General features: G+C 71.0%; 23 protein-coding genes. 11 read left to right on the top strand and 12 right to left on the bottom strand.

Features of this window, described 5'->3' with window-relative positions; translation table 11 throughout:
• Position 1: 1 nt before the first annotated feature.
• Positions 2-952 carry a reductase gene (locus ACIBX3_RS52890; RefSeq protein WP_397128375.1) on the bottom strand — a complete coding sequence of 317 codons (951 nt, stop codon included), beginning with the start codon at positions 950-952 and terminating at the stop codon, positions 2-4.
• 72 nt (positions 953-1,024) lie between these two features.
• On the opposite strand from ACIBX3_RS52890, the gene ACIBX3_RS52885 reads away from it, so the two are divergent.
• The 4 genes from ACIBX3_RS52885 (at position 1,025) to ACIBX3_RS52870 (ending at position 4,249) form a co-directional block, all read left to right on the top strand.
• A complete protein-coding gene (locus tag ACIBX3_RS52885; RefSeq protein ID WP_397128374.1) occupies positions 1,025-1,969 on the top strand; it encodes a LysR family transcriptional regulator in 945 nt (314 codons plus the stop codon).
• Between the two features lie 96 nt (positions 1,970-2,065).
• On the top strand, positions 2,066-2,608 hold the full coding sequence (locus ACIBX3_RS52880; RefSeq protein ID WP_397128373.1) for a MarR family winged helix-turn-helix transcriptional regulator: 543 nt from the start codon (positions 2,066-2,068) through the stop codon (positions 2,606-2,608).
• Between the two features lie 164 nt (positions 2,609-2,772).
• Positions 2,773-3,399: a DsbA family protein gene (locus tag ACIBX3_RS52875; protein ID WP_397128372.1), complete on the top strand. Its 627-nt coding sequence runs from the start codon at positions 2,773-2,775 to the stop codon at positions 3,397-3,399.
• 43 nt (positions 3,400-3,442) lie between these two features.
• Entirely contained in the window at positions 3,443-4,249 is an 807-nt protein-coding gene (locus tag ACIBX3_RS52870; RefSeq protein WP_397128371.1) for an MBL fold metallo-hydrolase, read from the top strand.
• Between the two features lie 255 nt (positions 4,250-4,504).
• Here ACIBX3_RS52870 and ACIBX3_RS52865 read toward each other — a convergent pair whose 3' ends face one another.
• Positions 4,505-5,233 carry an expansin EXLX1 family cellulose-binding protein gene (locus tag ACIBX3_RS52865; protein WP_397128370.1) on the bottom strand — a complete coding sequence of 243 codons (729 nt, stop codon included), beginning with the start codon at positions 5,231-5,233 and terminating at the stop codon, positions 4,505-4,507.
• A gap of 326 nt (positions 5,234-5,559) precedes the next feature.
• Here ACIBX3_RS52865 and ACIBX3_RS52860 point away from each other — a divergent pair, with 326 nt between their 5' ends.
• The 3 genes from ACIBX3_RS52860 to ACIBX3_RS52850 all read left to right on the top strand — a co-directional run bounded on the left by ACIBX3_RS52860 (position 5,560) and on the right by ACIBX3_RS52850 (position 8,013).
• Entirely contained in the window at positions 5,560-6,678 is a 1,119-nt protein-coding gene (locus tag ACIBX3_RS52860) for an arabinogalactan endo-beta-1,4-galactanase (RefSeq protein WP_397128369.1), read from the top strand.
• Positions 6,679-6,919: 241 nt separating this feature from the next.
• Positions 6,920-7,309 carry an ArsR/SmtB family transcription factor gene (locus ACIBX3_RS52855; RefSeq protein ID WP_397128368.1) on the top strand — a complete coding sequence of 130 codons (390 nt, stop codon included), beginning with the start codon at positions 6,920-6,922 and terminating at the stop codon, positions 7,307-7,309.
• A complete protein-coding gene (locus tag ACIBX3_RS52850) occupies positions 7,306-8,013 on the top strand; it encodes a cation transporter (protein ID WP_397128367.1) in 708 nt (235 codons plus the stop codon). The genes ACIBX3_RS52855 and ACIBX3_RS52850 overlap by 4 nt, the downstream gene beginning before the upstream one ends.
• Before the next feature lie 70 nt (positions 8,014-8,083).
• Here ACIBX3_RS52850 and ACIBX3_RS52845 read toward each other — a convergent pair whose 3' ends face one another.
• The 6 genes from ACIBX3_RS52845 to ACIBX3_RS52820 all read right to left on the bottom strand — a co-directional run bounded on the left by ACIBX3_RS52845 (position 8,084) and on the right by ACIBX3_RS52820 (position 12,798).
• A complete protein-coding gene (locus ACIBX3_RS52845; RefSeq protein ID WP_397128366.1) occupies positions 8,084-8,584 on the bottom strand; it encodes a hypothetical protein in 501 nt (166 codons plus the stop codon).
• A 152-nt stretch (positions 8,585-8,736) separates the two neighbouring features.
• The gene (locus tag ACIBX3_RS52840) at positions 8,737-9,126 is read right to left on the bottom strand and encodes a hypothetical protein (protein WP_397128365.1); all 390 of its coding nucleotides are present in this window, start codon (positions 9,124-9,126) and stop codon (positions 8,737-8,739) included.
• Between the two features lie 113 nt (positions 9,127-9,239).
• A complete protein-coding gene (locus tag ACIBX3_RS52835; protein WP_397128364.1) occupies positions 9,240-9,764 on the bottom strand; it encodes a hypothetical protein in 525 nt (174 codons plus the stop codon).
• Positions 9,765-10,091: 327 nt separating this feature from the next.
• Positions 10,092-10,292 (bottom strand): ferredoxin, encoded by a 201-nt coding sequence (locus tag ACIBX3_RS52830; RefSeq protein WP_397128363.1) that lies wholly within the window; start codon positions 10,290-10,292, stop codon positions 10,092-10,094.
• A 28-nt stretch (positions 10,293-10,320) separates the two neighbouring features.
• Positions 10,321-11,532, bottom strand: a complete 1,212-nt coding sequence (locus ACIBX3_RS52825; RefSeq protein WP_397128362.1) for a cytochrome P450 — start codon at positions 11,530-11,532, stop codon at positions 10,321-10,323.
• A 72-nt stretch (positions 11,533-11,604) separates the two neighbouring features.
• The gene (locus ACIBX3_RS52820; RefSeq protein WP_397128361.1) at positions 11,605-12,798 is read right to left on the bottom strand and encodes an NAD(P)/FAD-dependent oxidoreductase; all 1,194 of its coding nucleotides are present in this window, start codon (positions 12,796-12,798) and stop codon (positions 11,605-11,607) included.
• A gap of 139 nt (positions 12,799-12,937) precedes the next feature.
• Between ACIBX3_RS52820 and ACIBX3_RS52815 the strand changes: the two genes are divergently transcribed.
• A complete protein-coding gene (locus tag ACIBX3_RS52815) occupies positions 12,938-13,561 on the top strand; it encodes a TetR/AcrR family transcriptional regulator (RefSeq protein WP_397128360.1) in 624 nt (207 codons plus the stop codon).
• 182 nt (positions 13,562-13,743) lie between these two features.
• On the opposite strand, the gene ACIBX3_RS52810 is transcribed toward ACIBX3_RS52815, so the two are convergent.
• The 4 genes from ACIBX3_RS52810 to ACIBX3_RS52795 all read right to left on the bottom strand — a co-directional run bounded on the left by ACIBX3_RS52810 (position 13,744) and on the right by ACIBX3_RS52795 (position 17,236).
• Positions 13,744-14,064 (bottom strand): tetratricopeptide repeat protein, encoded by a 321-nt coding sequence (locus tag ACIBX3_RS52810; protein WP_397128359.1) that lies wholly within the window; start codon positions 14,062-14,064, stop codon positions 13,744-13,746.
• 1 nt (position 14,065) lies between these two features.
• Entirely contained in the window at positions 14,066-15,055 is a 990-nt protein-coding gene (locus tag ACIBX3_RS52805; RefSeq protein ID WP_397128358.1) for a pirin family protein, read from the bottom strand.
• A gap of 77 nt (positions 15,056-15,132) precedes the next feature.
• Positions 15,133-16,293 carry an acyl-CoA dehydrogenase family protein gene (locus tag ACIBX3_RS52800; protein ID WP_397128357.1) on the bottom strand — a complete coding sequence of 387 codons (1,161 nt, stop codon included), beginning with the start codon at positions 16,291-16,293 and terminating at the stop codon, positions 15,133-15,135.
• A gap of 76 nt (positions 16,294-16,369) precedes the next feature.
• Entirely contained in the window at positions 16,370-17,236 is an 867-nt protein-coding gene (locus tag ACIBX3_RS52795) for a MaoC family dehydratase N-terminal domain-containing protein (protein ID WP_397128356.1), read from the bottom strand.
• Between the two features lie 132 nt (positions 17,237-17,368).
• Here ACIBX3_RS52795 and ACIBX3_RS52790 point away from each other — a divergent pair, with 132 nt between their 5' ends.
• The 3 genes from ACIBX3_RS52790 (at position 17,369) to ACIBX3_RS52780 (ending at position 21,026) form a co-directional block, all read left to right on the top strand.
• Positions 17,369-18,325, top strand: a complete 957-nt coding sequence (locus ACIBX3_RS52790) for a LysR family transcriptional regulator (protein WP_397128355.1) — start codon at positions 17,369-17,371, stop codon at positions 18,323-18,325.
• 353 nt (positions 18,326-18,678) lie between these two features.
• Positions 18,679-20,118 carry an APC family permease gene (locus ACIBX3_RS52785; protein ID WP_397128354.1) on the top strand — a complete coding sequence of 480 codons (1,440 nt, stop codon included), beginning with the start codon at positions 18,679-18,681 and terminating at the stop codon, positions 20,116-20,118.
• 302 nt (positions 20,119-20,420) lie between these two features.
• The gene (locus tag ACIBX3_RS52780) at positions 20,421-21,026 is read left to right on the top strand and encodes a hypothetical protein (protein ID WP_397128353.1); all 606 of its coding nucleotides are present in this window, start codon (positions 20,421-20,423) and stop codon (positions 21,024-21,026) included.
• Positions 21,027-21,091 lie beyond the last annotated feature (65 nt).

Genomic DNA, 21,091 nt, shown 5'->3' with positions numbered 1-21,091 from the left:
GTCAAGCGCCTTTCCGCAGGTCGATCACGGCGGCGACGGCCTTCGGCAGCCAGTCCGCGGCCGTGGAGAAGGCGTATCCGAGCCGGGCCGCCCGGCCGTTGTCCATGGCGTAGTAGCGGTCGAACGAGAACGGCGAAGCCTCGGCGCCGTCCACCAGCCGGTAGTCCGCCGCCCGCCCCGTCTCCGCCGCGATGGCGTCGCACAGGTCGGTCACGTCCAGTTCGCCGTGGGAGCAGGCGTTGACGGCGCCGGCGTACCCGGCCCCCGCCGTCCAGAACAGCAGGTCGGCGATCTCCTCGTCGTTGATGAACGAGGTCGGGAACCGGTCGCGGTGGACGTCGACGGGGTGACCCGCCAGGATCCGCTCGACGTAGTGGCCGAGCCGCCGGGTGAAGTCCCACGCTGCGATGCCCAGGACGTGCGCGGTGCGTACGGTGACGAACTCGAACGCGCTCTCCCCGGCGAAGACCGCCTCGGCCTGCCGCTTGCCCTCGGCATAGCTCGTCGCCTCGCCGAGGACGTCCGCCATCCGCCGCGGATCATGCCAGGGCTGCTCGGACGGGATCGGCCAGGAGGCGGGATCGACCGCCTCCTCGGTGACCGGGACGCCCGGGACCGCCGGCGTGATCAGCCCGGAGGTGGCCGGGTCGTAGACCTCCATGGTCGAGGTCATCACGTACCGCGGGGTGCGTCCCGCGAAGACCCGGCACGCGATCGCGGCCTGGTACGGCGTGTAGCAGACCTGGTCGATCACCGCGTCGAACCCGCGGTCCCCGAGCGCGGCGCCGAGCCGTTCGGCGTCGTCGCGGTCGGCGACGAGGTGGGTGACCCCAGGAGGCGGCGGTGCGGAACCGCGGTTGATCACCGTGACGCGGGCACCCGCGTCGCGGAGCAGCTCGATCAGCCGCACTCCGAAGTAACGGCTGCCACCGATGACGCATACGTTGTTCACGGCACCCAAGCCTGCGCGGATATGGTCCTAAGCAGAAGTGCTGATCTGCTTAACCGGCTTTGAGGAAAACTAATGATCGACGTGCAGCGGCTCCGCATCCTCCGTGAGGTGGCCAGGCAGGGCAGCTTCAGCAAGGCGGCCGCCGCGCTGCTGTTCACCCCTTCGGCGGTCTCCCAGCAGATCGCCACCCTGGAACGCTCGATCGGCGCGCCGGTGGTCGAGCGGAGCACCCGGGGAGTGGTGCTGACCGAGCCCGGCAGGCTCCTCGTCGAGGCCGCCGAGGCCGTCTTCGCCGAGCTCCACCACGCTCAGGAGCAGATCGACCGGATCGCGGCCGGCCGCCCCACGCTCACGATCGCCACGTTCGGCAGCGGCGGACGCCACCTCCTTCCGCGCGCGCTCGGCCCGTTCGCCGCCGATCATCCCGACGTGGAGATCAACGTGCTGGAACGGGAACCGGAGGACGGCATCCCGCTCGTCCGCGACGGAACGGCCGATCTGGCCATCGCCTACCACTTCGACGGCCCCCTTCCGCTCGCGTCGGGCGACCGATCGGCTCTCCACTGGACGCCGCTCATGGAGGACCCCATGTCGGCCGTCCTGCCGGCAGGGCATCGGCTCGCCGGCCGTCAGTCGCTCGACCTGGCCGAGCTCGCCGGCGAGCGCTGGGTTCTCGGCTGCACCAAGACCGATGCCTTCCTGCGGCGCTACGCCGAAGGCGCCGGGTTCGAGCCCAGGTTCGCGGGCGTCACGAGTGACTATTTCTTCGCTCAGTCCCTGGTCTCCGCCGGTGTCAGCGTCTCGCTGATCCCTCTTGTCGCGCTCGACCACTCGGCCGCGGACCTCGCCGTCGTGCCGATCCGGCCGCCGCGTCCCACCCGGTACATCGGGGTGGCCACCGCCCGGCGGCGGCGCCCGCAACCACTGGTCGAAAGCCTGGTTGACGCACTCCTCCAGGCCGTAGGCCGGGGATGCCCGGCGCCGGAGGGCTCAAGCGCGCTGCCGGCCGACGCGTGACCCCGACATGCCCGCACGCCCGCGCTGCTGATCGCCCGTCACGCACGACGCCCCCTCCACGCCTGCCCCGGTGGCCGCGGCGCTACGCATCCGGGCATGATCGACGGAGTGAGGTTCGTGCACGAAGCAGAAGGGGGCGGTGCCGTGGGTGACGCGACGGGGATCTCGACGGCGAGGGAGGCGGCGGACGACGAGCTGATCCTGGCTTTCGGGCGGCTGCAGGGGGCGGCCAACCGGCTGGAGTACATCCTGGGACGGGCGATCGAGGAGGAGTTCGGGATCAGCCACCTGATGTTCGAGGTGCTGCTGATCCTCGGCAGGGCGGGCGGGCCGGGGCTGTCGATGCGCGCCATCAGCCAGGAGCAGGTGCTCACCACGGGGGGCGCGACGCGGTTGATGGACCGGATGGAGGCGGCGGGCCTGGTGGAGCGGGCCGATGATCCCCGTGACCGGCGGGGACGGCTGGTGCGGCTCACGCCGCTGGGGGAGGAGACGGCGGTGCGTGCCGCGCGGCTGCATGTCGAGAACATCAAGCGGTACTTCGTGGAACCGCTTCCCGCGGCCCATCGCGAGCGCTTCGCCGAGGATCTGCGGATCCTCAGCCACGCGGCCCGGGACATGCTGCCGCGCCTGCGCTGAATCCGTGGCCGGAGGTTTGCGGCGCCGGAGGCATCGAAGCGGAATCCCGTGCCCTGGTGTGACGAGAGTCACGCTGAGGTAGAAATATCTGACGAGTCAGATACTGTTGCCTCAGATGAGTTGCTCGCACCCGGCGGGCATCGCAAGGACAACCAGAGGTCCCCATGAAGCTCGTCTATGTCTTCGACGCGTATTGTGGCTGGTCGCACGGGTTCTCCGGCACGCTGCGGGAGGTCGCCGCCAGGCATCCGGACCTGCCCGTCGAGGCGGTCTCCGGCGGCCTGTTCACCGGGGCACGCCGCGTGCCGATCCGGGAGTTCGGCTACGTACAGGGCGCCAATGCCAGGATCAGCCTGCTGACCGGCGCGGAGTTCGGCGAGGGATATCAGCGGCTGATCGCCGACGGCTCCTTCGTGATGGACTCCGAGGCCGCCGCCCGCGGCGTGGCCGCCCTGCGTCAAGCCGCCCCAGAGCAGGCGGCGGAACTGGCCGCGGCCCTCCAGCGCGCCTTCTACGTCGATGGGCACAGTTTGTCCGAGCCGGACACCTATCGGAAGGTGGCCGAGGAGGCGGGGCTGGACGCCGACGCCGTCGTCGCCGCCTTCCAGGCGCCGGCGGCGCACGCCGCGGCCGAGGCCGACTTCCGCCGGACGGCCGAGCTGGGCGTGGACGCGTACCCGACCCTGCTGGCCCTCGGCGGCGACCACCCTGTCGTTCTGGCGAGCGGACACGCCACCGTCGACGAGGTGGACCAGCACCTGTCCGCCCTGCGTGCCCGCGACGCGTCCTGATCCTCCCTTCCTCCATTCTCCGAACCGCTCAAAAGGAGCTCCCATGAGCACGCTCGACTTCAAGATCTTCGACCTGGACTTCCCCGTCGGCAGCAAGAACAAGACGGCCACCCTCGTCACCGGCGAGAACGAGGCCCTGCTCGTCGACGCCGGCTTCACCCGCGCCGACGGCCACCGGCTGGCCGCCGAGATCCTGGACTCCGGCAAGCAGCTGACCACCGTCTTCATCAGTCACGGCGACCCCGACTTCTACTTCGGCGCCGAGGTCATCGCCGACGCCTTCCCCGAGGCCACCTTGGTCGCCACGCCGCACGTCATCGACCACATCCAGCACTCCTACGAAGGCAAGCTCAAAGCGTGGGCGGCCGCCGGCGCGAACCTGCCCACCCGGCTGGTCGACCTCAGCCCGTTGACCGGCGACATCACCCTCGAAGACCACCGGTTCGAGCTCAAGGGCGGCGTCGCCGAACTGCCGGACCGCCACTACCTGTGGCAGGCCGGGCACCGCGCGATCCTCGGCGGCGTGCTGCTCTTCGCCGGCGAGCACGTGTGGGTCGCCGACACATCGAAGGCCGAGCAGCGTGCCGCCTGGATCGCGCTGCTGGACGACATGGCCGCGCTCGAGCCGCGGCTCGTCGTGCCCGGCCACCGGCTGCCCGCGGCCCCCGCCGACGCCAGTGCCATCGCCGGCACCCGGGAGTACCTGGTCGCCTTCGAGGAGGAACTGGCCAAGGCGGCGGACGGCGCCGCCTTGACCGAGGCGCTCGTGGCCCGCTACCCCGGCCACGGCATGCTGATCGCGGCGCAGATCGGCGCCAAGGTCGCCAAGGGCGAGATGACCTGGGGCTGAGCCGTCAAAGTCCGCGATGCCATGCATCCCTGACGAATTCTGCGCGCCCAGGTCCACGGGTGTACGGCCGCGCACGGCAACACCGCCGAGGCCACGCCGACCTGCAGTGGGCGCTCAGCCGCTACCAGGACGGCATGTTGACCACGGCCACCGGCACCAGCAGCAAGACGATCAGTAGGCCTGTCAGCACCGGCGTCGAACGTGAATGCCTCCACGAGGCCGCCCAATACGCCGACGTGGCCCGACGCGGACGGGTCAGTACATCTTCGTGGTGGTGCGCTGGATGACGGCGGGGGCCAGGCGGACACGCCGGGCCGTGACCCGGTGGCCGCGGGTGTCGGTCACCCGCACGGCGAAGGGGCCCCGGCCCATGCCGGATTCCGCGATCCAATAGTTGTAGTCGGCCCGGGCCAGCTTGCGCCACGCGCCGCCCGCGGCCTTCACCTCGACCGAGGTGAGCGGGTTGCCGTGGTCGATGACCAGCAGGGCCAGCCACCACTGCGACGACCCCTCCTTGACGCGGAAGGAGAGCGGTCTGCCGACCCGCGGGTTGCGGACCGGGCGGTAGGTGACCCCTGTCATGCCCTTGCCGGGGTCGGCGACGCGGGCGAAGGCCGTACGGCTCAGATCGATGTGCCCGGCCGGGCACTCCGGGCACTGGTCGACGACCTTGACCCGGACGGTACCCCTCGGGCCGGTGACGTTCAGGTAGCCGCCGCAGGCGGCCGCGGCGGCGTACTCGCCGGGGGAGAGCGCCACGTAGAGGTTGCCGGCGGGAGGCGACGGATATGAGCAGTTACCGCCCCCGGACTGGAGTTCGTAGAAGGTCGCCTTTCCCCTGATCGCTTTTCCGCCGTCCGACTTCGCCGGCACGTGGGCGGCCGCGGCGCTCTCCCCGCTCCGGGCTGATTGCGCCAGGGCAGGGGCTGGGAGAAGCGAGGTCGCGGCGAGCGCGGCTGCGAAAACGGAAGGTAAGCGTCGCATCCGGGGTTTTCCTCTCGTACGGGATGGATGCGACAGTAGCGGCCGCCAGGCGGTGGTGCCGTGGTCATCTTCCAGAAATGCGGACGAAAACTGCCTCTTCCCCAGGGGACCTCTGATCTCTATCCTCATGGGTCAGATGACTCTGTGAACGTTCACGGACCATTTGACCGGCCTCACCAGATCTACGACTACTGAATGCGCAGGTAGTTGACGTGTCGGGGGTCTGTGAACGCTCACAGGGTTATGGCAGTCGTGTCGACACCTCTCACCCCCCACGATTTCTTGATCAAGGAGATCGGAATGGCCGTCAATCGACCGGAGCAGTCATGACCGCGCACCGCCTGCGGAGGACCGCGGTCACTCTGCTCCTGACACTGGCAACGCTGCCCGCGGCCGTACTCGCCGCCCCGCCCGCCTCGGCCGCGCCGCTGACGATGCTCGGCGCCGACGTCTCGTCACTCCAGCGCAGCGTGGACCTCGGGGCCAAGTACTACAACGCCGGCGGGACCGCCGCCGACCCACTGGACCTTCTCAAGGGCGCCGGGGTCAACTATGCCCGCCTGCGCATCTGGAACAACCCCGCCAGCGGATACAACAACAAAGCGAAGGTCCTCACCTACGCCAGGACGGTCAAGGCCAAGGGTCTCCGCCTGATGATCGACTTCCACTATTCGGACACCTGGGCCGATCCCGGCAAGCAGTACAAGCCGGCGGCGTGGGCAAGTCATGGCATCAGCCAGCTCCAGACGGACGTCTACAACTACACCTACGACGTCTGCACCAGTCTGAAAGCCCAGGGCACGACGCCGGACAGCGTGCAGATCGGCAACGAGATCAACGTCGGGATGCTCTGGAACGACGGCAAGGTCGTCAACAACGATTTCACCAACCTGAGCCTGCTGCTCAAAGCCGGCTACAACGCGATCAAGGCCTGTAACGGCGGCACCCAGGTGATCATCTATACCGCGAACGCCGACAGCCTGGCCAACGCACGCTGGTTCTACGACGGGATCAGGGCCAAGGGTGTGTCGTGGGACATCACTGCCCTGTCCTACTACTGCATGTGGCACGGCCCGCTTTCCAGCCTCTACAACGTCATCGCCGACGTGAAGTCGCGCTACGGCAAGCCGGTCGTCGTCGTGGAGACCGCCTACCCGTTCACCGGGAACAACGCCGACAGCGAGCCGAACGTGATAACCGGATCACAGCCGTGCTCCGGGTATCCGGCCACGTGGGAGGGACAGGCGACCGAGTTCACGCATGTCCAGAACACCGCTCGCAACGCAGGAGCGATCGGCGTCTTCTACTGGGAGCCGACCTGGTACGCCATCGCCGGCAACGGATGGGACCCGGCAAATATCAACGGCACCGGAGACCAGTGGGACAACATGGCCGTGTTCAACTGGACCGGCGGCATCAATCCGAACATCAGATGGACGCCATAGGGCTCTGAAGAACCCTGAGAAGCCCGGCCCGCGGCGCACATCTCACAGCGCCGCGGGCCCATGGCCGCGCAGGCGCTCGCGCCATGGGTGCCGCGACGTCCTCGGCCCGCACGGTGCCGGGGCACAGCGGCGCGGGTCCGGTGACCGCCGACGCCCCGGTGCCGGTCAGCGAAGATCCTCGACGGCGGGAGGGGCGCGGCCGAGGATGGTAGTCATGCCGAAAACGCGTTATCATCGCTATATGACGATTAATGGCGATGGTGGCAGATGTGTGAGCGCCGACATCGCCGCGGGCATCCCGCCGGCGGCGGCGCTGTTCCACTCGCTGGCCGATGAGAACCGGCTGCGCATCGTGCGGCGCCTGGCCCGCGGCGAGGCAAGAGTGGTGGACCTGACCGCCGAACTCGGGCTCGCCCAGTCGACGGTGTCCAAGCATCTGGCCTGCCTGCGCGACTGCGGTCTCGTCGGCTACCGTGCCGAGGGCCGCCAGTCGTTCTACTCCTTGACCCGCCCGGAGCTGATGGACCTGCTGGCCTCCGCCGAGCAATTGCTGGCCGCCACCGGCCACGCCGTCACTCTGTGCCCCGTCTCCGGGCAGGTGGAAGAGGTCCGAGTGGAGGCGATGCCATGACCGCGCTGAACCTGCCCGGCCTCGGCCCGGCACCGGCCCGGCGTGCCTGGCTGCAGCGCCGCATCCGGCTGCTGGTCGCCGCCACCATCACCTACAACGTGATCGAAGCGGCCGTGGCCATCACCGCGGGCGCCATCGCCTCCTCCGCCGCGTTGATCGGGTTCGGGCTCGATTCGATCGTCGAGGTGGCTTCGGCCGCCGCCGTGGCCTGGCAGTTCTCCGCCGCCGACCACGAGCGGCGCGAGAAGACCGCGCTCCGCGTCATCGCGGTCTCCTTCTTCGCCCTGGCCGCGTACGTGAGCTTCGACGCCGTACGCGCCCTGCTCGGCGCCGGCCAGGCCGAGCACTCCACGCCCGGCCTGATCCTGGCCGCCCTGTCGCTGGGCATCATGCCGGTCCTGTCACGCGCCCAGCGCCGTGCCGGCCGCGAGCTCGGCTCGGCCTCGGCGGTGGCCGATTCCAAGCAGACGCTGCTGTGCACCTACCTGTCCGCAGTCCTGCTGGCCGGGCTCGCGCTCAACAGCCTCTTCGGCTGGTCCTGGGCCGACCCCATCGCCGCCCTGATCATCGCCGCGGTCGCGGTCAAGGAAGGCCGCGAAGCCTGGCGTGGAGACGCCTGCTGCGCCGTACCCGCCGCCGCCTCGCCCAGCGCGCCCGGGGAGTGCTCGGACGGCTGCTGCCCGCCCGCCACGCCGGAACGGTGATCCGCCGCCCCCTCAAGGGCTCGGCGCCGCCGAGGGGCCGGTGCCGCCCAGCCCTGTGGTGCCCCACCCTTCATTTCGGCGTAAGGCGAAGAATGGCGCGATCGCCGGCGAGGTGGGTCAGTTCCAGCCGCATGTCATTGATGCGGGCAGGTTTGGCCGGGGTCAGGGACAGCTTGCCCTCGTCGCGGCAGTGGCCGTTGACGCAGCTACCGCTGACGCTGACGTTCATGCCCTCAACACGCAACCCACCGGAGGAACCCGAGAGCGTGATCCCGGCCTCGTCCGAGTGAAGGAAGCTGATGGTGAGCCGCCGCACGCCGAACCGCTTGTCGATCATGAGCTGGTCGCCGGCCTGGATCTCGACCTCGCAGTCGGCGTCCTCGCAGGACGCCAGGTTGCTCCCGTCAGCCGCCTGAGGCGCGGCAGCCGGGGCCGGGGGAGAGGTCGTCGGCGTGGGGGGCGCCGTTCGTGTCGCCGCCGGGAGAGGCGTTGACGGTGCGGTGGGCGAGTTGGCGCAGGCGGCGAGCGCGACCAGCAGGGCGGCGGCGATGCACCTGGCCAGGACCGGCATGTGGCTCCTCGAATCGGGGCGCTCCTGACGTTGCGCCTATCAGACCATTCGGAAATGGATCTCTCCGTGAGGAAATAACCCATGACGCGGCGCGCAAACGTACGGTGACGACCCGGTGCCTCGCCGTGGCAGCCGTGTGCCAGGCGGCCGGTTCAGCAGTCCGCGGGACCCCTCGCGGAGAGCGCGGCCAGCGAGCAGATCTTCGCGACCGGGTAGTGGTCGCCCATGACGGCCGCGGCGGACGCGGGGTCGCCGTCCTGCGGCACGTTGTGCACGGCCTCGGCGAAGCCGCCGTCCACGACCATGTTGCGGAGGATGATCCGGTGCGTCGCGGCTGGCCTGGCGGCCGAGAGCGGCAGGAACGTCACGCCGGGCACCCGCTCGATCTCCTGTCGCTGCGACTCCCTGCCGACGACGTAGCTGTAGCGTCCGCCGGAGTCGAGCCCGGTCTGGTCGTCGGCTCGGCAGCCGTAGTCCGACGTGCCGTCCGGGAGCGGGTTCCGCACCACCTCGTACGGGGGCAGCGTAAGGTTCGTGCACATCGACCAGTAACGCAGGTCCTTGCCCTGGGACGGCCACGGCGCCGGATGGGAGCCCTGGACGTGGCGCGGGGCCTTGCCGCGGATGACGACGACCTGGCGGGCGGTGGGCGGCGTCAGGTCCGCGTACAGCTAGGCGGAGTCGGCGTTCGGGAAGCCGCCGGTGGGGCGGCCGTCGAGGGCGGGACGGGCGAACGCGGGCGCGCCCGGCTCCAGCGCCGGTAGCGCGGTGTCGCCGGGAGCGGTCCGTACGGTGCCGCCCGCCGCGGTCTGCGGGCTGTCGCAGGCCGGTACGGGCTTCGAGACGCCGTCGCGCTCGAACGTGACGCCGGGGAACGGCACGCCACGCCGTTCGACTCGAACAGGCCGCCGCCCTCCTTGTACACCTGGATGGAGGCGTACCGGCTGTCGGGGTAGCGGCCGGACAGCTTGATCCGCAGCCCCTCCTGCACGGTGAACGGCAACACCCAGTACGCGGCGGCGGAGTCGGGATAGTAGATGTTGCGCGTGTCAGCGGACACCTTGACGCCCCAGGCGCAGTCGGGGGTCACCGGCGGGGTGGCCGCGGCGGCGTTCCCCGGAACCGTGGCGAGGACGACAGCGGCGATCAGGGCGGTGGCGCCCAGTCGTGATGTGGTCATGCGGGCATGGTGACAACGGACTTTGGCAGATCTCTGGCAAAGCGGCAGACGCTGCCCGCGGAGCAGGGGCCGTGCGGGTTACCTCCACGGGAGTGGCAGAAAGCGCCTTCCCGCGGACGACGACGCCGCGGTGGTGGGACTGGGGGAGGCCACCCACGACTCGCATGAGTCCGTGACCGTGAAGCACCGGCTGTTCCGCTATCTGTGCGCCTACAACCGACCTGCTGATTCACCTGTCCCGGATACGCGCGGCGCACCGGCTCCCGTGAGTGCGGAGATCCGGCTGAGGGCCGCCGCGCGGCGGCCCTCAGCCGGACTCCGGGCTCGTCACGCCTGCTCGCTCACCTCGATCGCGGCGGCGGGGCAGACGGCGGTGGCCTCGCGGACCAGGGCGTGCTGGTCCGCGCCGGGCTCAGGCTCCAGAAGGATGACGATGCCGTCCTCCTCGCGCTGGTCGAACACCTCCGGCGCGATCAGTACGCACTGGCCGGCGCCGCAGCACTTGGCCTCGTCCACGATGACTTTCATCTCGGGTTCTCTCCTTGTCGATCGGGGGTCACCAGCGGACCGGGACCGTGCTCAGGCCGCCGACGGCCAGCCCCTCCACGCGTTCCAGCTCCTCCACCGGCACGGCCAGCTCCAGGGCCGGGAGCTTGCGCAGCAGCACCTCCAGCACGACCTGCAGCTCGGTACGGGCCAGCGCCTGGCCCAGGCAGGAGTGCGCGCCGGAGCCGAAGGCCAGGTGCGGGTTCGGGCTGCGGGTCAGGTCCATCTGGTCGGCGGCCTCGAAGGCGTCCTCGTCGCGGTTGGCCGCGGCCATGCTGCAGATCACGGTGGTGCCGCGGGGTAGCACCGTCCCGCTGACCTCGGTCTCCTCGCGCAGGTAGCGGGGGAGGCCGAAGCCGGAGTTGGCGTCGAAGCGCAGCGCCTCCTCCACGGTTGTGCGGATCAGCGACGGGTCGGCCAGCAGCCGCTCCCAGCGGGTGCGGTCGGCCAGCAGCATGGACACCATCTTGCCGATCATGTTGGCGGTGGTCTCGTGCCCGGCGACCAGCAGCCCCATGCCGGTGACCAGGATCTGGATGTCGGACAGCCCGCCGTCCTCGGGGCCGCCGGCCGCGATCAGCTCGCTCAGCAGGTCCTCGCCCGGCTCGGCGCGCTTGGTGGCGAGGTGGTCGGACATGTACTGGAAGAACTCGGCCTGGGCGGCCTCGATGTCGGCCTGGCTGTAGCGGGTGAGGTTGAGCAGGGTGTCGGACCAGTACGAGAACCGGTCACGGTCGGCGGCGGGGACGCCGAGCATGTCGCAGATGACGTAGACCGGCAGCGGGAAGCCCAGGGACGCCTTGAGGTCGCCGGGCTGGCCGCGCTTGACCATGTCGTCGATGAGGTCTTCGGCGATCTGGGCCATCACGGGCCGCAAGGCGTTCATCCGCTTGGCGGTGAACCACTTGCCGACCAGGCGCCGCCAGTGCTGGTGCTCCTCGCCGCCGTCGGGGATGATCGCCGCCATCTCGCTGCTGAACACCCCGCCGCCCTCGGCCGATATGCGGGCCGCGTCGGGGGCGGTGAGCTGGCGGGTGAAGCGCGGGTCGGCGAGCACCTGCTTGACGTCCTCGTAGCGGGTCAGCAGCGTCGCCTGGTCGCCGCTGGGCAGCGTCACGTGGGCGACCGGGCACTTGCCCCGCAGCTCGCCCCATTCGGCGGGCGGCTCGAGCGCGGCCTCGCTCGGCATGGGATAGGTCAGGACTTGCTCGTGGGAACTCATTCGGCTTCTCCTTGGAACGGATGGTTGGTCGCCTGCGGACAGGCGGCTGATCAGTCGTGTTCCTGTGCCGCCCTACGCGGGCGCGACGGGGTGAGGCGCCGGCCGGGCGCCGAGCAGCTGTTGCCGCAGGAGGCGGGCCTGCTTGGGCATGTTCCAGCCGAGCACCCCGGTGACCTGCCCGCCCTCGCGGTAGAGGGCGGTGAAGCGGCGCTGGGCCACATCGCCTTCGGCGATGGTCACCTCGGCCGCCGGCGACGGCAGGCCGTAGGCCTGGATCTTGACGTCGTACTGGTCGGTCCAGAAGTAGGGGACCGGCGTGTACGGGCGGCCGGCGCCGAGGATGTTCGCCGCCACCGCCTGGGCCTGCTCGGTGGCGTTGGTGCGGTTCTCCAGGCGCAGTCGCCTGCCGAGCCCCTCATGCGCGAAGGAGGCCACGTCGCCGACGGCGTAGACGCCGTCGGCGGCGCGGCCGTGCGCGTCGCACTCCACCCCGTCGCCCACGGTGAGCCCGCTGCCCTCCAGCCACCCGATCGCCGGGCGCGAGCCGATGGCCACCACGACCGCGTCGGCGGGCAGGAGCTCGCCGGTGGCCAGACGTACCCCCGTGACGCGGCCCGCATCCCCCGTCAGCCCTTCGACGGCGACGCCGAGCCGCAGCCGGACTCCGCGCTCGGCGTGCAACCGGCCGAGCATCGCGCCGGCCATGTCGCCGAGCTGGTCGCCCAGCAGGGTGTGCCCCATGCCGGCGAGCGTGACGTCCAGGCCCAGGGTGCGCGCGGTGGCGGCGATCTCCGCGCCCAGCACGCCCTCGCCCACGACCACGAGCCGCTCGGCGGCGGTCAGGTCGCGGCGCAGGGCGAGCGCGTCGTCCAGGGCGCGCAGCACGTGCACGCCCGCCGGCCCGTCCTGGCCCGGGAGCCGTAGCGGGGTCAGACCGGTGGCGATGACCAGGACGTCGCCCCGGAGCACGCTGCCGGAGGCGGTGGTGACGGCCCGGGCCGCCGCGTCCAGCGCGACAGCGGGCTCGCCCAGCACGAACTCGGCGTCCAGCGCCTCGAGCTGCGCCTGGCCGCGCAGCCGGGTCCTGGCCGGCTCCCAGGCGCCGGCCAGGACCTGCTTCGACAGCGGCGGCCGGTCGTAGGGGAGATGGGTTTCGGCGTCCAGCAGCGTCAGCCTGCCCCGGTAGCCGTGCCGCCGCAGCGCCTCCGCCGTGCTCAGCCCGGCGGCCGACGCGCCGACGATCAGAATGCGCCCGGGCGAGGTCACGAGGGGTCTCTCGGGTGGTGTGCGGGGGTCCGGCTTACACGTGTCCACATGTGTCGAGGTCCTTTCGTCATCCCGATCACAGACTAGCCTACACGTGCAAGAAAACCGACATGTGTAGTCATACGGTAAGCTGGGGGACGTGGCCACCACCAAAGAGAGCAACACCCCATCGGGCGACCGGCGCGTGCGCCGCACCCGCGCGGCCCTGGCGCGCGCGTTGATTCAGCTGGTCGAGGAGCAGGACCTGTCCCGGATCAGCGTCTCCGACGTCGCCGAGGCCGCCGAAGTGAGCCGCTCTGCCTTCTACGACCACTACCGGGACGTCCACGAGCTCGCCGAGGACGCGTGCACCGCGATGATCGACGGCTTGATCGAGTCCTTGGCCGTCCCCGGCCCCGACCCGGCGGACGTGGCGCGGGGGGCGATCCAGTCGCTGGCGGCGTTCTTCACCAGCCTCGCCGAGCACGCCGGGCTCTACCGCGCCCTGCTGGGGCCGCAGGGCAGCGCACGCGTCATCGACCACATCCGCAACCGCATCGCCACGGCCATCCACGATCATCAGCGCCAGGCCGGCGACCAGTCCGGGCCCACCGGCCCGCCCACGGACATCTCGCAGGACGTCCCTGCCGCGTTCACCGCGGGGGCGCTCATCGGCGTGGCCGCCGACTGGCTCCAGCGCGGATGCCACCGGCCCCCGGCCGAGATGGCCGCGGTGACCTTGCCGCTCCTGCACGCGCTCTACCGCGTCGAAGCGCAGGACTAGCGTCCGCGATTTTCGATGAGGAGATCCGGCCGCCGCACCAGCCGGGCTCTCGGGGGGACGCTCACAGGCATCGGGGTCAAGGCTCCGCCCGGCACAGCAGGTGCGGCTGATCGCCGGCATCGTCCAGTGGACGGACGATGCTAGTGCGCCGGCTCGTCACAGCCGGCGCTTTTCCGAGCACGTCACTCGCCGGTCATCGCGGCGTGCAGACGCAGGTACGGCTCGGCGTCCTTCGGCCTGTTCTGACGCTGCAGCGTCCGGCCGAGCAGCAGGCAGGCGTACTCCTCTGCCGGGTCGCGCTCCAGGACCAGCCGGAGCTCGGACTCGGCCCGGCCGAGCTGGGCCGAGTGATAGTAGGCGCGGGCCAGCAGCAGCCGGGCCGCCAGGTTCTCCGGCGCCGCCGCGGCCACCCCTGCCAGGATGCGAGCGGCCCCGATGTAGTCCTGCGAGTCGAAGAACAGGCGACCGCGCTCGTACTCCTCGGCCAGGTTCTCGATCGGCATGTCACTCCTCTCCCGGGACGGGCCCGTCGGCGTGCGGAACGCGGTCGGCGGGGACGACGCCCAGGCGGCCGGCCTGGTAGTCCTCCATCGCCTGGATGATCTCGGCGCGAGTGTTCATCACGAACGGGCCGTAGTGCACGACCGGCTCGCGGATCGGCTGCCCGCCGAGAAGCAGCACCTCCAGGTTGGGCTCGGCCTGCGGCTGGGCCGGACCTGCGGTGACGGTGAGGGCTCCGCCCTGGCCGAAGACGGCCAGCTGGCCCTTGCGCACCGGTCGGCGTTCGTCCCCGGCGAAGCCGTGCCCTGCCAGCACATAGGCGAGGGCGTTGAAGCCGGGGTTCCACGGCAGCTCCAGCCGGGCGCCGGGGCTCACCGTCGCGTGCACCATCGTGATCGGGGTGAACGTGATGCCGGGTCCGGCGTGCCCGTCCAGCTCTCCGGCGATCACCCGGAGCAGCGCACCGCCGTCCGACGAGGCGAGCAACGCCGCCTGGCGGCCGCGGATGTCCTGGTAACGAGGCAGGTGGAACTTGTGGGCGCGGGGCAGGTTGACCCACAGCTGCACGCCGTGGAACAGCCCGCCCGAGACCACCAGGTGCTCCGGGGGCTTCTCGATGTGCAGCAGTCCCGACCCCGCGGTCATCCACTGCGTGTCGCCGTCGGTGATCGTGCCGCCGCCGCCGTTGGAGTCCTGGTGCTCGAAGATGCCGTCCATGATGTAGGTGACGGTCTCGAAGCCGCGGTGCGGGTGCCAGGAGGTGCCCTTGGGCTCGCCGGGCGCGTACTCGACCTCGCCCATCTGGTCCATGTGGATGAACGGGTCCAGCGCGGACTGCGGCACACCGGCGAACGCGCGCCGTACCGGGAATCCCTCACCCTCGAACCCGCTCGGCGCGGTCGTCACCGACCTCACCGGACGCCGGGCGACGGAGGCCGGATCGGGTACGGTGACGCGCGGCAGCGTCAGGGTGTCGGCGGTGATGGCGGGCATGACCCCTCCAAGTTGTTGAATATTAAATTGATGCTCGCCTCAACGCCCGGCCGCCATCGGGCATTCCCGGCACCCGTTCACACCGTGCCAAGCCCGCCGCGTTTGACGAGCTGGGATGCGATGACGTTGCGCTGGATCTCGTTGGTGCCCTCGCCGACGATCATCAGCGGGGCGTCGCGGAAGTAACGCTCGACGTCGTACTCGGTGGAGTAGCCGTACCCGCCGTGGATGCGCACCGCGTTCAGCGCGACCTCCATGGCGACCTCGGAGGCGAAGAGCTTGGCCATGCCGGCCTCCATGTCGCAGCGGTCGCCGGAGTCGAACCGCTCGGCGGCGTGCAGGATGAGCTGCCGGGCCGCAGTGATCTTGGTGCCCATGTCGGCGAGGTAGTTGCCGATCGACTGGTGCTGCCAGATCGGCTTGCCGAAGCTCTCCCGCTCCTGGGCGTAGCGCAGGGCGTCGTCGAAGGCCGCCTGCGCGACGCCGAGCGCTCGGGCGGCGACCTGGATGCGGCCGGTCTCCAGCCCCTTCATCATCTGCCCGAAGCCGCGGCCCTCGAGGCCGCCGAGCACCGCGCCGGCGGGAGCGCGGAAGCCGTCGAACACGAGCTCGCACGACTCGACGCCCTTGTAGCCGAGCTTGGGCAGGTCCTTCGGCACCGTCAGGCCGGGGCCGTGCTCCACCAGCAGGATCGACATGCCCTTGTGCTTCGGCTCGGCCGCCGGGTCGGTCTTGCACAGCAGCGCGATCAGCTGCGAGCGGCGTGCGTTGGTGATCCACGTCTTCGCGCCGTTGACGATGTACCCGTCTCCGTCACGACGGGCGACCGTGGTCATGGCCTGCAGGTCCGAGCCGCCGCCCGGCTCGGTGAGCGCCATCGTCGCGCGGATCTCGCCGGTGGCCATCCTCGGCAGGTAGCGGTCCCGCTGTTCCTCCGTCCCGTAGGCGACGAGCAGCTTGGCGACGACGGTGTGCCCGCCCATCGCGCCCGCGAGGCTCATCCAGCCGCGGGCCAGCTCGGCGGTGACCAGGGCGTAGCAGGGCATCGACACGGGCGCCTCGCCCCACGGTGCGGGAACCGCGAGCCCGTAGACGCCCAGCTCCTTCATCTGCTCGATGAACTTCTCGGGGTACTGGTCGGCGTGCTCCATGTCGCGGACCGCGGGCCGCACCTCGTGGTCGACGAAGTCGCGCACGACCTCGACGACGGCCCGCTCCTCAGCGCTCAGGTCGGTCATGCCGATGCCTCTCCTCAGTGGTTCTGCCGCGCTCGCGCGGGATCGCGTTCTTGTGCTCGCGGGTCCGGCGGCCCGCTCATGCGAGCCCGATGGTCGCGGTCAGCGACGGGCTCGCGCCCCGCGCGCCGACCACGACCTCGACGCCGGCCCCGGTGACCCGGCCGGCGCTCACGATGCGCGACGGGATGAACGCCGGCCGCACGAGCCGGTAGCCGACGGTCCGGACGGAGCGGTCCGGGGCGTGGCGGCGCGGGAGCTCCAGCGCCAGGAGTGCGAGCAGCGGTCCGTGCACCACGAGGTCCGGATAGCCCTCGACCCGGGTGGCGTAGGGCCGGTCGTAATGGATCCGGTGCCCGTTGTAGGTCAGGGCGCTGAAGCGGAAGAGCAGGACCGGATCGGTGGCCAGCTCCGCCCGCCACTCCCCGGCCGGCTCCGGCAGCCCCGTCTCCGGAGCCGGCGGCGTACGCCGGGGCGCCCCTGCCGGCTCGGAGCGGTAGACGATGTCCTGCTCCTCGACACCGACGGTCGCGCCGCCCACGGCGAGCTCGTGCCGGACGGTCACGAACGCCATCTCACCGCTGCGGCCGGTCTTGACCGACACGTCCGAGACGCTCGAGCGGCTCGACAGATCCGTCCCGATCGGAATCGGGGCCTCCAGGCGCAGCCTGCCGCCGGCGAACATGCGGCGGCGGCCCGGAATGGGCGGAAGGAACGGCCCGTCGGCGGGGTGGCCGTCCTCGCCGGTGTTCGACCGGGCGGGGTGGTCGAGCAGCACGAACCAGTGCCACAGCGGGGGAAGCGCGTCGCCCGCCGCCGGCGCGCCGATGAGATCGGCGAACGCGGCAGGAAACCACGGATCCACCCGCCGGGTCATCTCGACCGATCCGGGCTGCCAGTCCCGCAGGGACCGGGCCAGCGAACCCTCCGCGACCTTGCGGCTCATCCCCATCCCTTCCGTGTGCGGTTCCGGCCGGCTCCGGCGATCGGCGAACGCGCTCGCGGCCGATCGCCCGCTCCTGCGCCTATCATGCGATGTCATCGAGACGTGGGTAAAATAGCCTTTCGTGATGACCCGATGCGCATGCGGCATGAGGAGGGCCGGCCGGTGGAGCTCAGGCAGCTGACGGCGCTCGTGACGGTGGCGGAGGTGGGCAGCGTCACGAAGGCCGCGCGCTTGCTGCACGTCGTGCAGCCGGCGGTCACCCGCCAGATCCGCACGCTCGAGGAGGAACTCGGGGTGCCGCTCTTCGAGCGGACCCGGCACGGGATGGTGCCGACCCCCGCCGCCGAGCTGCTGATCCCGCGTGCCCGCCGTGCGCTCCAGGAACTGGAGCGGGCACGCGCCGAGCTCCGCCCCGAACCGGGCGCGGTCACCGGCATCGTCACCGTGGGCCTGCTGGAAAGCGTCATCGACGTCCTCGCCCAGCCGCTGATCGACGCCGTGGCGCAGCGCCATCCGGGGATCGAGCTGCGGCTGCTGACCGCCTACTCGGGGCATCTGCAGCAGTGGCTCGACTCCGGCGAGGTCGACATCTCGCTGCTGTATAACCTGAACGACACCCCGTCGCTGTCGGTGGTCCCGCTGCTGTGGGAACGCCTCTGGGCGGTGGCGCCGCCGGAGGCGGGGCTGACCGCCGGATCCCCCGTACCGTGGGAGAGGGTCCTCGCCCAGCCGCTCGTCCTCCCGGTCAGCGGTCACGGCCTGCGGGTCCTCATCGACCAGGCTCGCTCGGCCGTGCCCGGGCAGCCGCGGATCAGCATCCAGACCAACTCCATGAGCCTGCAGAAGAAGCTGGTCCTCGCCGGGCACGGCTGGACGGTGCTCCCCGCGGCCGGAGTGGCCGCGGACGTCGCGGCGGGGGTTCTCAGCGGCGCCCCGCTCACGGAGCCCGAGGTGGAACGGTCGGTGGTGCTCGGGCTGCGGCAGGGAAGCCGGGTCCCGGCCCCGGTGGACGCGGTGGCGACGGAGCTGGCGCGGCTGGCCAGGGACCTCGTGCGGTCAGGCGCGTGGCCGTCCGCGCGGATCGGCTAGCGGCCCTCGTCCATGCGGATCATGTCTTCGCCTTCACGCCCTCCTCACCCCTTCTGACGCACTCGTCCTTGTTGGACGTGCTGTGATGGACGGGAGCTCCTCGTGGCCGTGGACACCGGCGCCACGCTGACCGCCACGTCCGTCACGAGCGAGACCATCGCCGCGGCGACGGCTGCGACAGCGCCGGCCCGCCGCCGGTCCCGTCGCGGGAACGTCAAGGGCGGGTCTCCCGGCCTTGGGGAAGTGCTGCTCGGGGCCCTTGTCAGGTTTCGTTTGAGCCCGTACGATCGCCGCATTCATATCTCGTGCGGGCCCAAACGATCTGGAGGATCCGCACCGGCCTTGGAGTTGCGATGGCCATTCCCGATGTCGTGTCCTCTTCCTCCCGGACCGGCCGGCGCCGGATCGGAGTCGCCGAACTCGTCTTCTTCGTCGTCGCCGCGTCCGCGCCGCTGACCGTCGCCGCCGGCGGGATGCCGACCCAGTTCGCGGTGACCGGCGTGGTGGGCGTCCCGCTGCTGTACATCCTGCTGGCGATCCTGCTCACGCTCTTCACCGGCGGATACGCGGCCATGAGCCGTTCGATCTCCAACACGGGGGCCTTCTACGCCTACGTCTCCCACGGGCTGGGCCGCACCGCCGGGGTGGGCACCGCCTTCGTCGCCCTCCTGTCGTACAACACCATGCAGATCGGCCTGTACGGACTGTTCGGCTTCGTCACCGCCGACCTGCTCAACACCCGGATGGGCCTGAACCTCCCCTGGTGGGCGGTCGCGCTGGCGGGCGTGGTGGTCGTCGCGGTGCTGGGGTACCGCCGGATCGACCTGAACGCGCGGGTGCTGGGCGTGCTGCTGGCCGTGGAGTTCCTCACCGTGCTGATCTTCGACCTGGGCATGGTGGCGCAGGCACCGGAGAGGCTTTCCGCGGCCCCGCTGGAGTTCGGCGCGCTCGGGTCGGGCGCGGTCGGGGCGGCCTTCTGCTTCGCGATGGCGGCTTTCATGGGCTTCGAGGCGGCGGCGATCTACAGCGAGGAGTGCCGTGACCCCCGCCGCGCGGTCGGCCGCGCCACCTACATCGCCGTCGGCCTGATCGGCGCCTTCTACGCCTTCACCGCCTGGGCCATGACGATGGGCACCGGGGCGTCCAAGATCGTCGCCCAGTCGGCCGAGCACGGGCCCGGGCTCGTCTTCGTCCTGGCCGAGCAGCACGTGGGGCGGGTGTTCTCGGACCTGACGCAGGTGTTCCTGGCGACGAGCGTCTTCGCGGCGCTGCTGTCCTTCCACAACGCGGTGGCGCGGTATTTCTTCTCGCTCGGTCGTGAGGGCGTGCTGCCGGATGTCCTGGGCCGGACGCACGTGCGGCACGGCTCACCGCACGTCGGCTCGATGACGCAGACGGCGCTCGCCGCGGCAGTGGTGGTGGCGTTCGCGCTGTCCGGCGGGGACCCGATGCTGACCTTCTTCAGCTGGTTCACCAACCTGGGCGCGCTCGGGGTGATCCTGCTGCTGGTCCTGACCTCGGCCGCGGTGGCCGGCTTCTTCGCCCGTGACCGGCGCGGGGAGCACGCGTGGAACACGATGATCGCGCCGATCGCGTCGGGGATCGGGCTCGCCGTCGTCTTCGTCCTGGCGCTGCTGAACTTCGGCGCCCTGCTCGGCTCGGAGCAGGGGTCGATGCTGACCTGGGTGTTGCCCGGCCTCATCTTCGCGGCGGGGGCGCTCGGGCTGGCATTCGCGACCTACCTGCGTTCGGCGCGTCCGGAGGTCTACGCCCGCATCGGCCGCGGCGCCTGAACGCCGATCGAGCGATCGCCTGGCCGTCCGTCACCGCAACGTGGCCGGCGCCTCCCGTGACGACGATCAGGACCCGGCCATCCAGGCCGGCACCAGCGCGCCGGCCGGCGTGGTCGCGCGCAAGAGGGGCTGACCGACATGCACCCGGTCATAGTGCCACGTGATCGTTCGATTTCGCAGACCGGTCGACTTCAGGAAAACGGCCCGCCACGCAGGTGAACCCGGCCACGGCACCGTGCGTACCTCAGCGTATGGCGCCTGATCATTAGACCTCGGCAGTGGTGTGGGAGGATCTGCCCCGTATGGGTCCGTTCTCGGTGGTGCGGTGGGTGCGCGCGGCGAGCTTCGCCGCCACGTGCGCCGCCTTGGCCGCGCTCGGGCACCTGGCCGGCGGGGGCTCCTTCGACCCCGTCTCGGCACTGAAGGGGTTCCTGCTCCTCCTGCTGCCCGCGCTGGCGTTGACCGGGCGTGAACGCAGCCTGGGCTCCATCCTGCCGGCGACGGCCTTGTCGCAGGTCATCCTGCACGTTCTGCTGACTCAGAGCGCGAACCGCCAGGCGATGGCACACCATGTGCACACCCCGGGCATGGACATGAGCCAGTTCCACGACGTGAGCTCGCCGGGCTTGGGGATGCTGGTCATGCACGCGGCCGGCGTGCTGGTGACCTCCGCGTGGTTGCGGTGGGTCGAGGCGGGCCTGTGCGCCCTGGTCCGGCAACTGGCCGGGTGGGTGCTGCGCCCGCTGCTGGTCCTGCTCTTCCTGGCGACCGGTTGGACCTCCGCCGGGCCGCGGGCGATCCCGCGCGCCGGCGGGGACGAGACCGCGTGCGTCCGGCTCTTCCTGCGCCATGCCCTCGTCCGGCGGGGACCCCCTGGACGGCCGGCCGGAGCCGCGGCGGTCGCGTGATCCGGTGATGGCTGCCTGACCTGCGCCGGCGAGTCGCCGGGCGTGGGGCCGTCCGGCGTTCCTGA

This window comes from Nonomuraea sp. NPDC049480, from assembly GCF_044465905.1.
Classification (GTDB): Bacteria; Actinomycetota; Actinomycetes; order Streptosporangiales; family Streptosporangiaceae; genus Nonomuraea.
Note: the sequence above shows the minus strand (reverse complement) of the source record. Positions and strands in the feature narration are given on the sequence as shown.

Bases quoted from the DNA above. Each gene is read 5' to 3' on its own strand.
- ACIBX3_RS52860 (WP_397128369.1), top strand. From the start codon at position 5,560: ATGACCGCGCACCGCCTGCGGAGGACCGCGGTCACTCTGCTCCTGACA.
- ACIBX3_RS52845 (WP_397128366.1), bottom strand. From the start codon at position 8,584: ATGCCGGTCCTGGCCAGGTGCATCGCCGCCGCCCTGCTGGTCGCGCTC.
- ACIBX3_RS52790 (WP_397128355.1), top strand. From the start codon at position 17,369: ATGCGCATGCGGCATGAGGAGGGCCGGCCGGTGGAGCTCAGGCAGCTG.
- ACIBX3_RS52855 (WP_397128368.1), top strand. From the start codon at position 6,920: ATGACGATTAATGGCGATGGTGGCAGATGTGTGAGCGCCGACATCGCC.
- ACIBX3_RS52875 (WP_397128372.1), top strand. From the start codon at position 2,773: ATGAAGCTCGTCTATGTCTTCGACGCGTATTGTGGCTGGTCGCACGGG.
- ACIBX3_RS52850 (WP_397128367.1), top strand. From the start codon at position 7,306: ATGACCGCGCTGAACCTGCCCGGCCTCGGCCCGGCACCGGCCCGGCGT.
- ACIBX3_RS52840 (WP_397128365.1), bottom strand. From the start codon at position 9,126: ATGTGCACGAACCTTACGCTGCCCCCGTACGAGGTGGTGCGGAACCCG.
- ACIBX3_RS52830 (WP_397128363.1), bottom strand. From the start codon at position 10,292: ATGAAAGTCATCGTGGACGAGGCCAAGTGCTGCGGCGCCGGCCAGTGC.
- ACIBX3_RS52810 (WP_397128359.1), bottom strand. From the start codon at position 14,064: ATGCCGATCGAGAACCTGGCCGAGGAGTACGAGCGCGGTCGCCTGTTC.
- ACIBX3_RS52865 (WP_397128370.1), bottom strand. From the start codon at position 5,233: ATGCGACGCTTACCTTCCGTTTTCGCAGCCGCGCTCGCCGCGACCTCG.
- ACIBX3_RS52885 (WP_397128374.1), top strand. From the start codon at position 1,025: ATGATCGACGTGCAGCGGCTCCGCATCCTCCGTGAGGTGGCCAGGCAG.
- ACIBX3_RS52870 (WP_397128371.1), top strand. From the start codon at position 3,443: ATGAGCACGCTCGACTTCAAGATCTTCGACCTGGACTTCCCCGTCGGC.
- ACIBX3_RS52795 (WP_397128356.1), bottom strand. From the start codon at position 17,236: ATGAGCCGCAAGGTCGCGGAGGGTTCGCTGGCCCGGTCCCTGCGGGAC.
- ACIBX3_RS52825 (WP_397128362.1), bottom strand. From the start codon at position 11,532: ATGAGTTCCCACGAGCAAGTCCTGACCTATCCCATGCCGAGCGAGGCC.
- ACIBX3_RS52805 (WP_397128358.1), bottom strand. From the start codon at position 15,055: ATGCCCGCCATCACCGCCGACACCCTGACGCTGCCGCGCGTCACCGTA.
- ACIBX3_RS52785 (WP_397128354.1), top strand. From the start codon at position 18,679: ATGGCCATTCCCGATGTCGTGTCCTCTTCCTCCCGGACCGGCCGGCGC.
- ACIBX3_RS52880 (WP_397128373.1), top strand. From the start codon at position 2,066: ATGATCGACGGAGTGAGGTTCGTGCACGAAGCAGAAGGGGGCGGTGCC.
- ACIBX3_RS52780 (WP_397128353.1), top strand. From the start codon at position 20,421: ATGGGTCCGTTCTCGGTGGTGCGGTGGGTGCGCGCGGCGAGCTTCGCC.
- ACIBX3_RS52835 (WP_397128364.1), bottom strand. From the start codon at position 9,764: ATGACCACATCACGACTGGGCGCCACCGCCCTGATCGCCGCTGTCGTC.
- ACIBX3_RS52800 (WP_397128357.1), bottom strand. From the start codon at position 16,293: ATGACCGACCTGAGCGCTGAGGAGCGGGCCGTCGTCGAGGTCGTGCGC.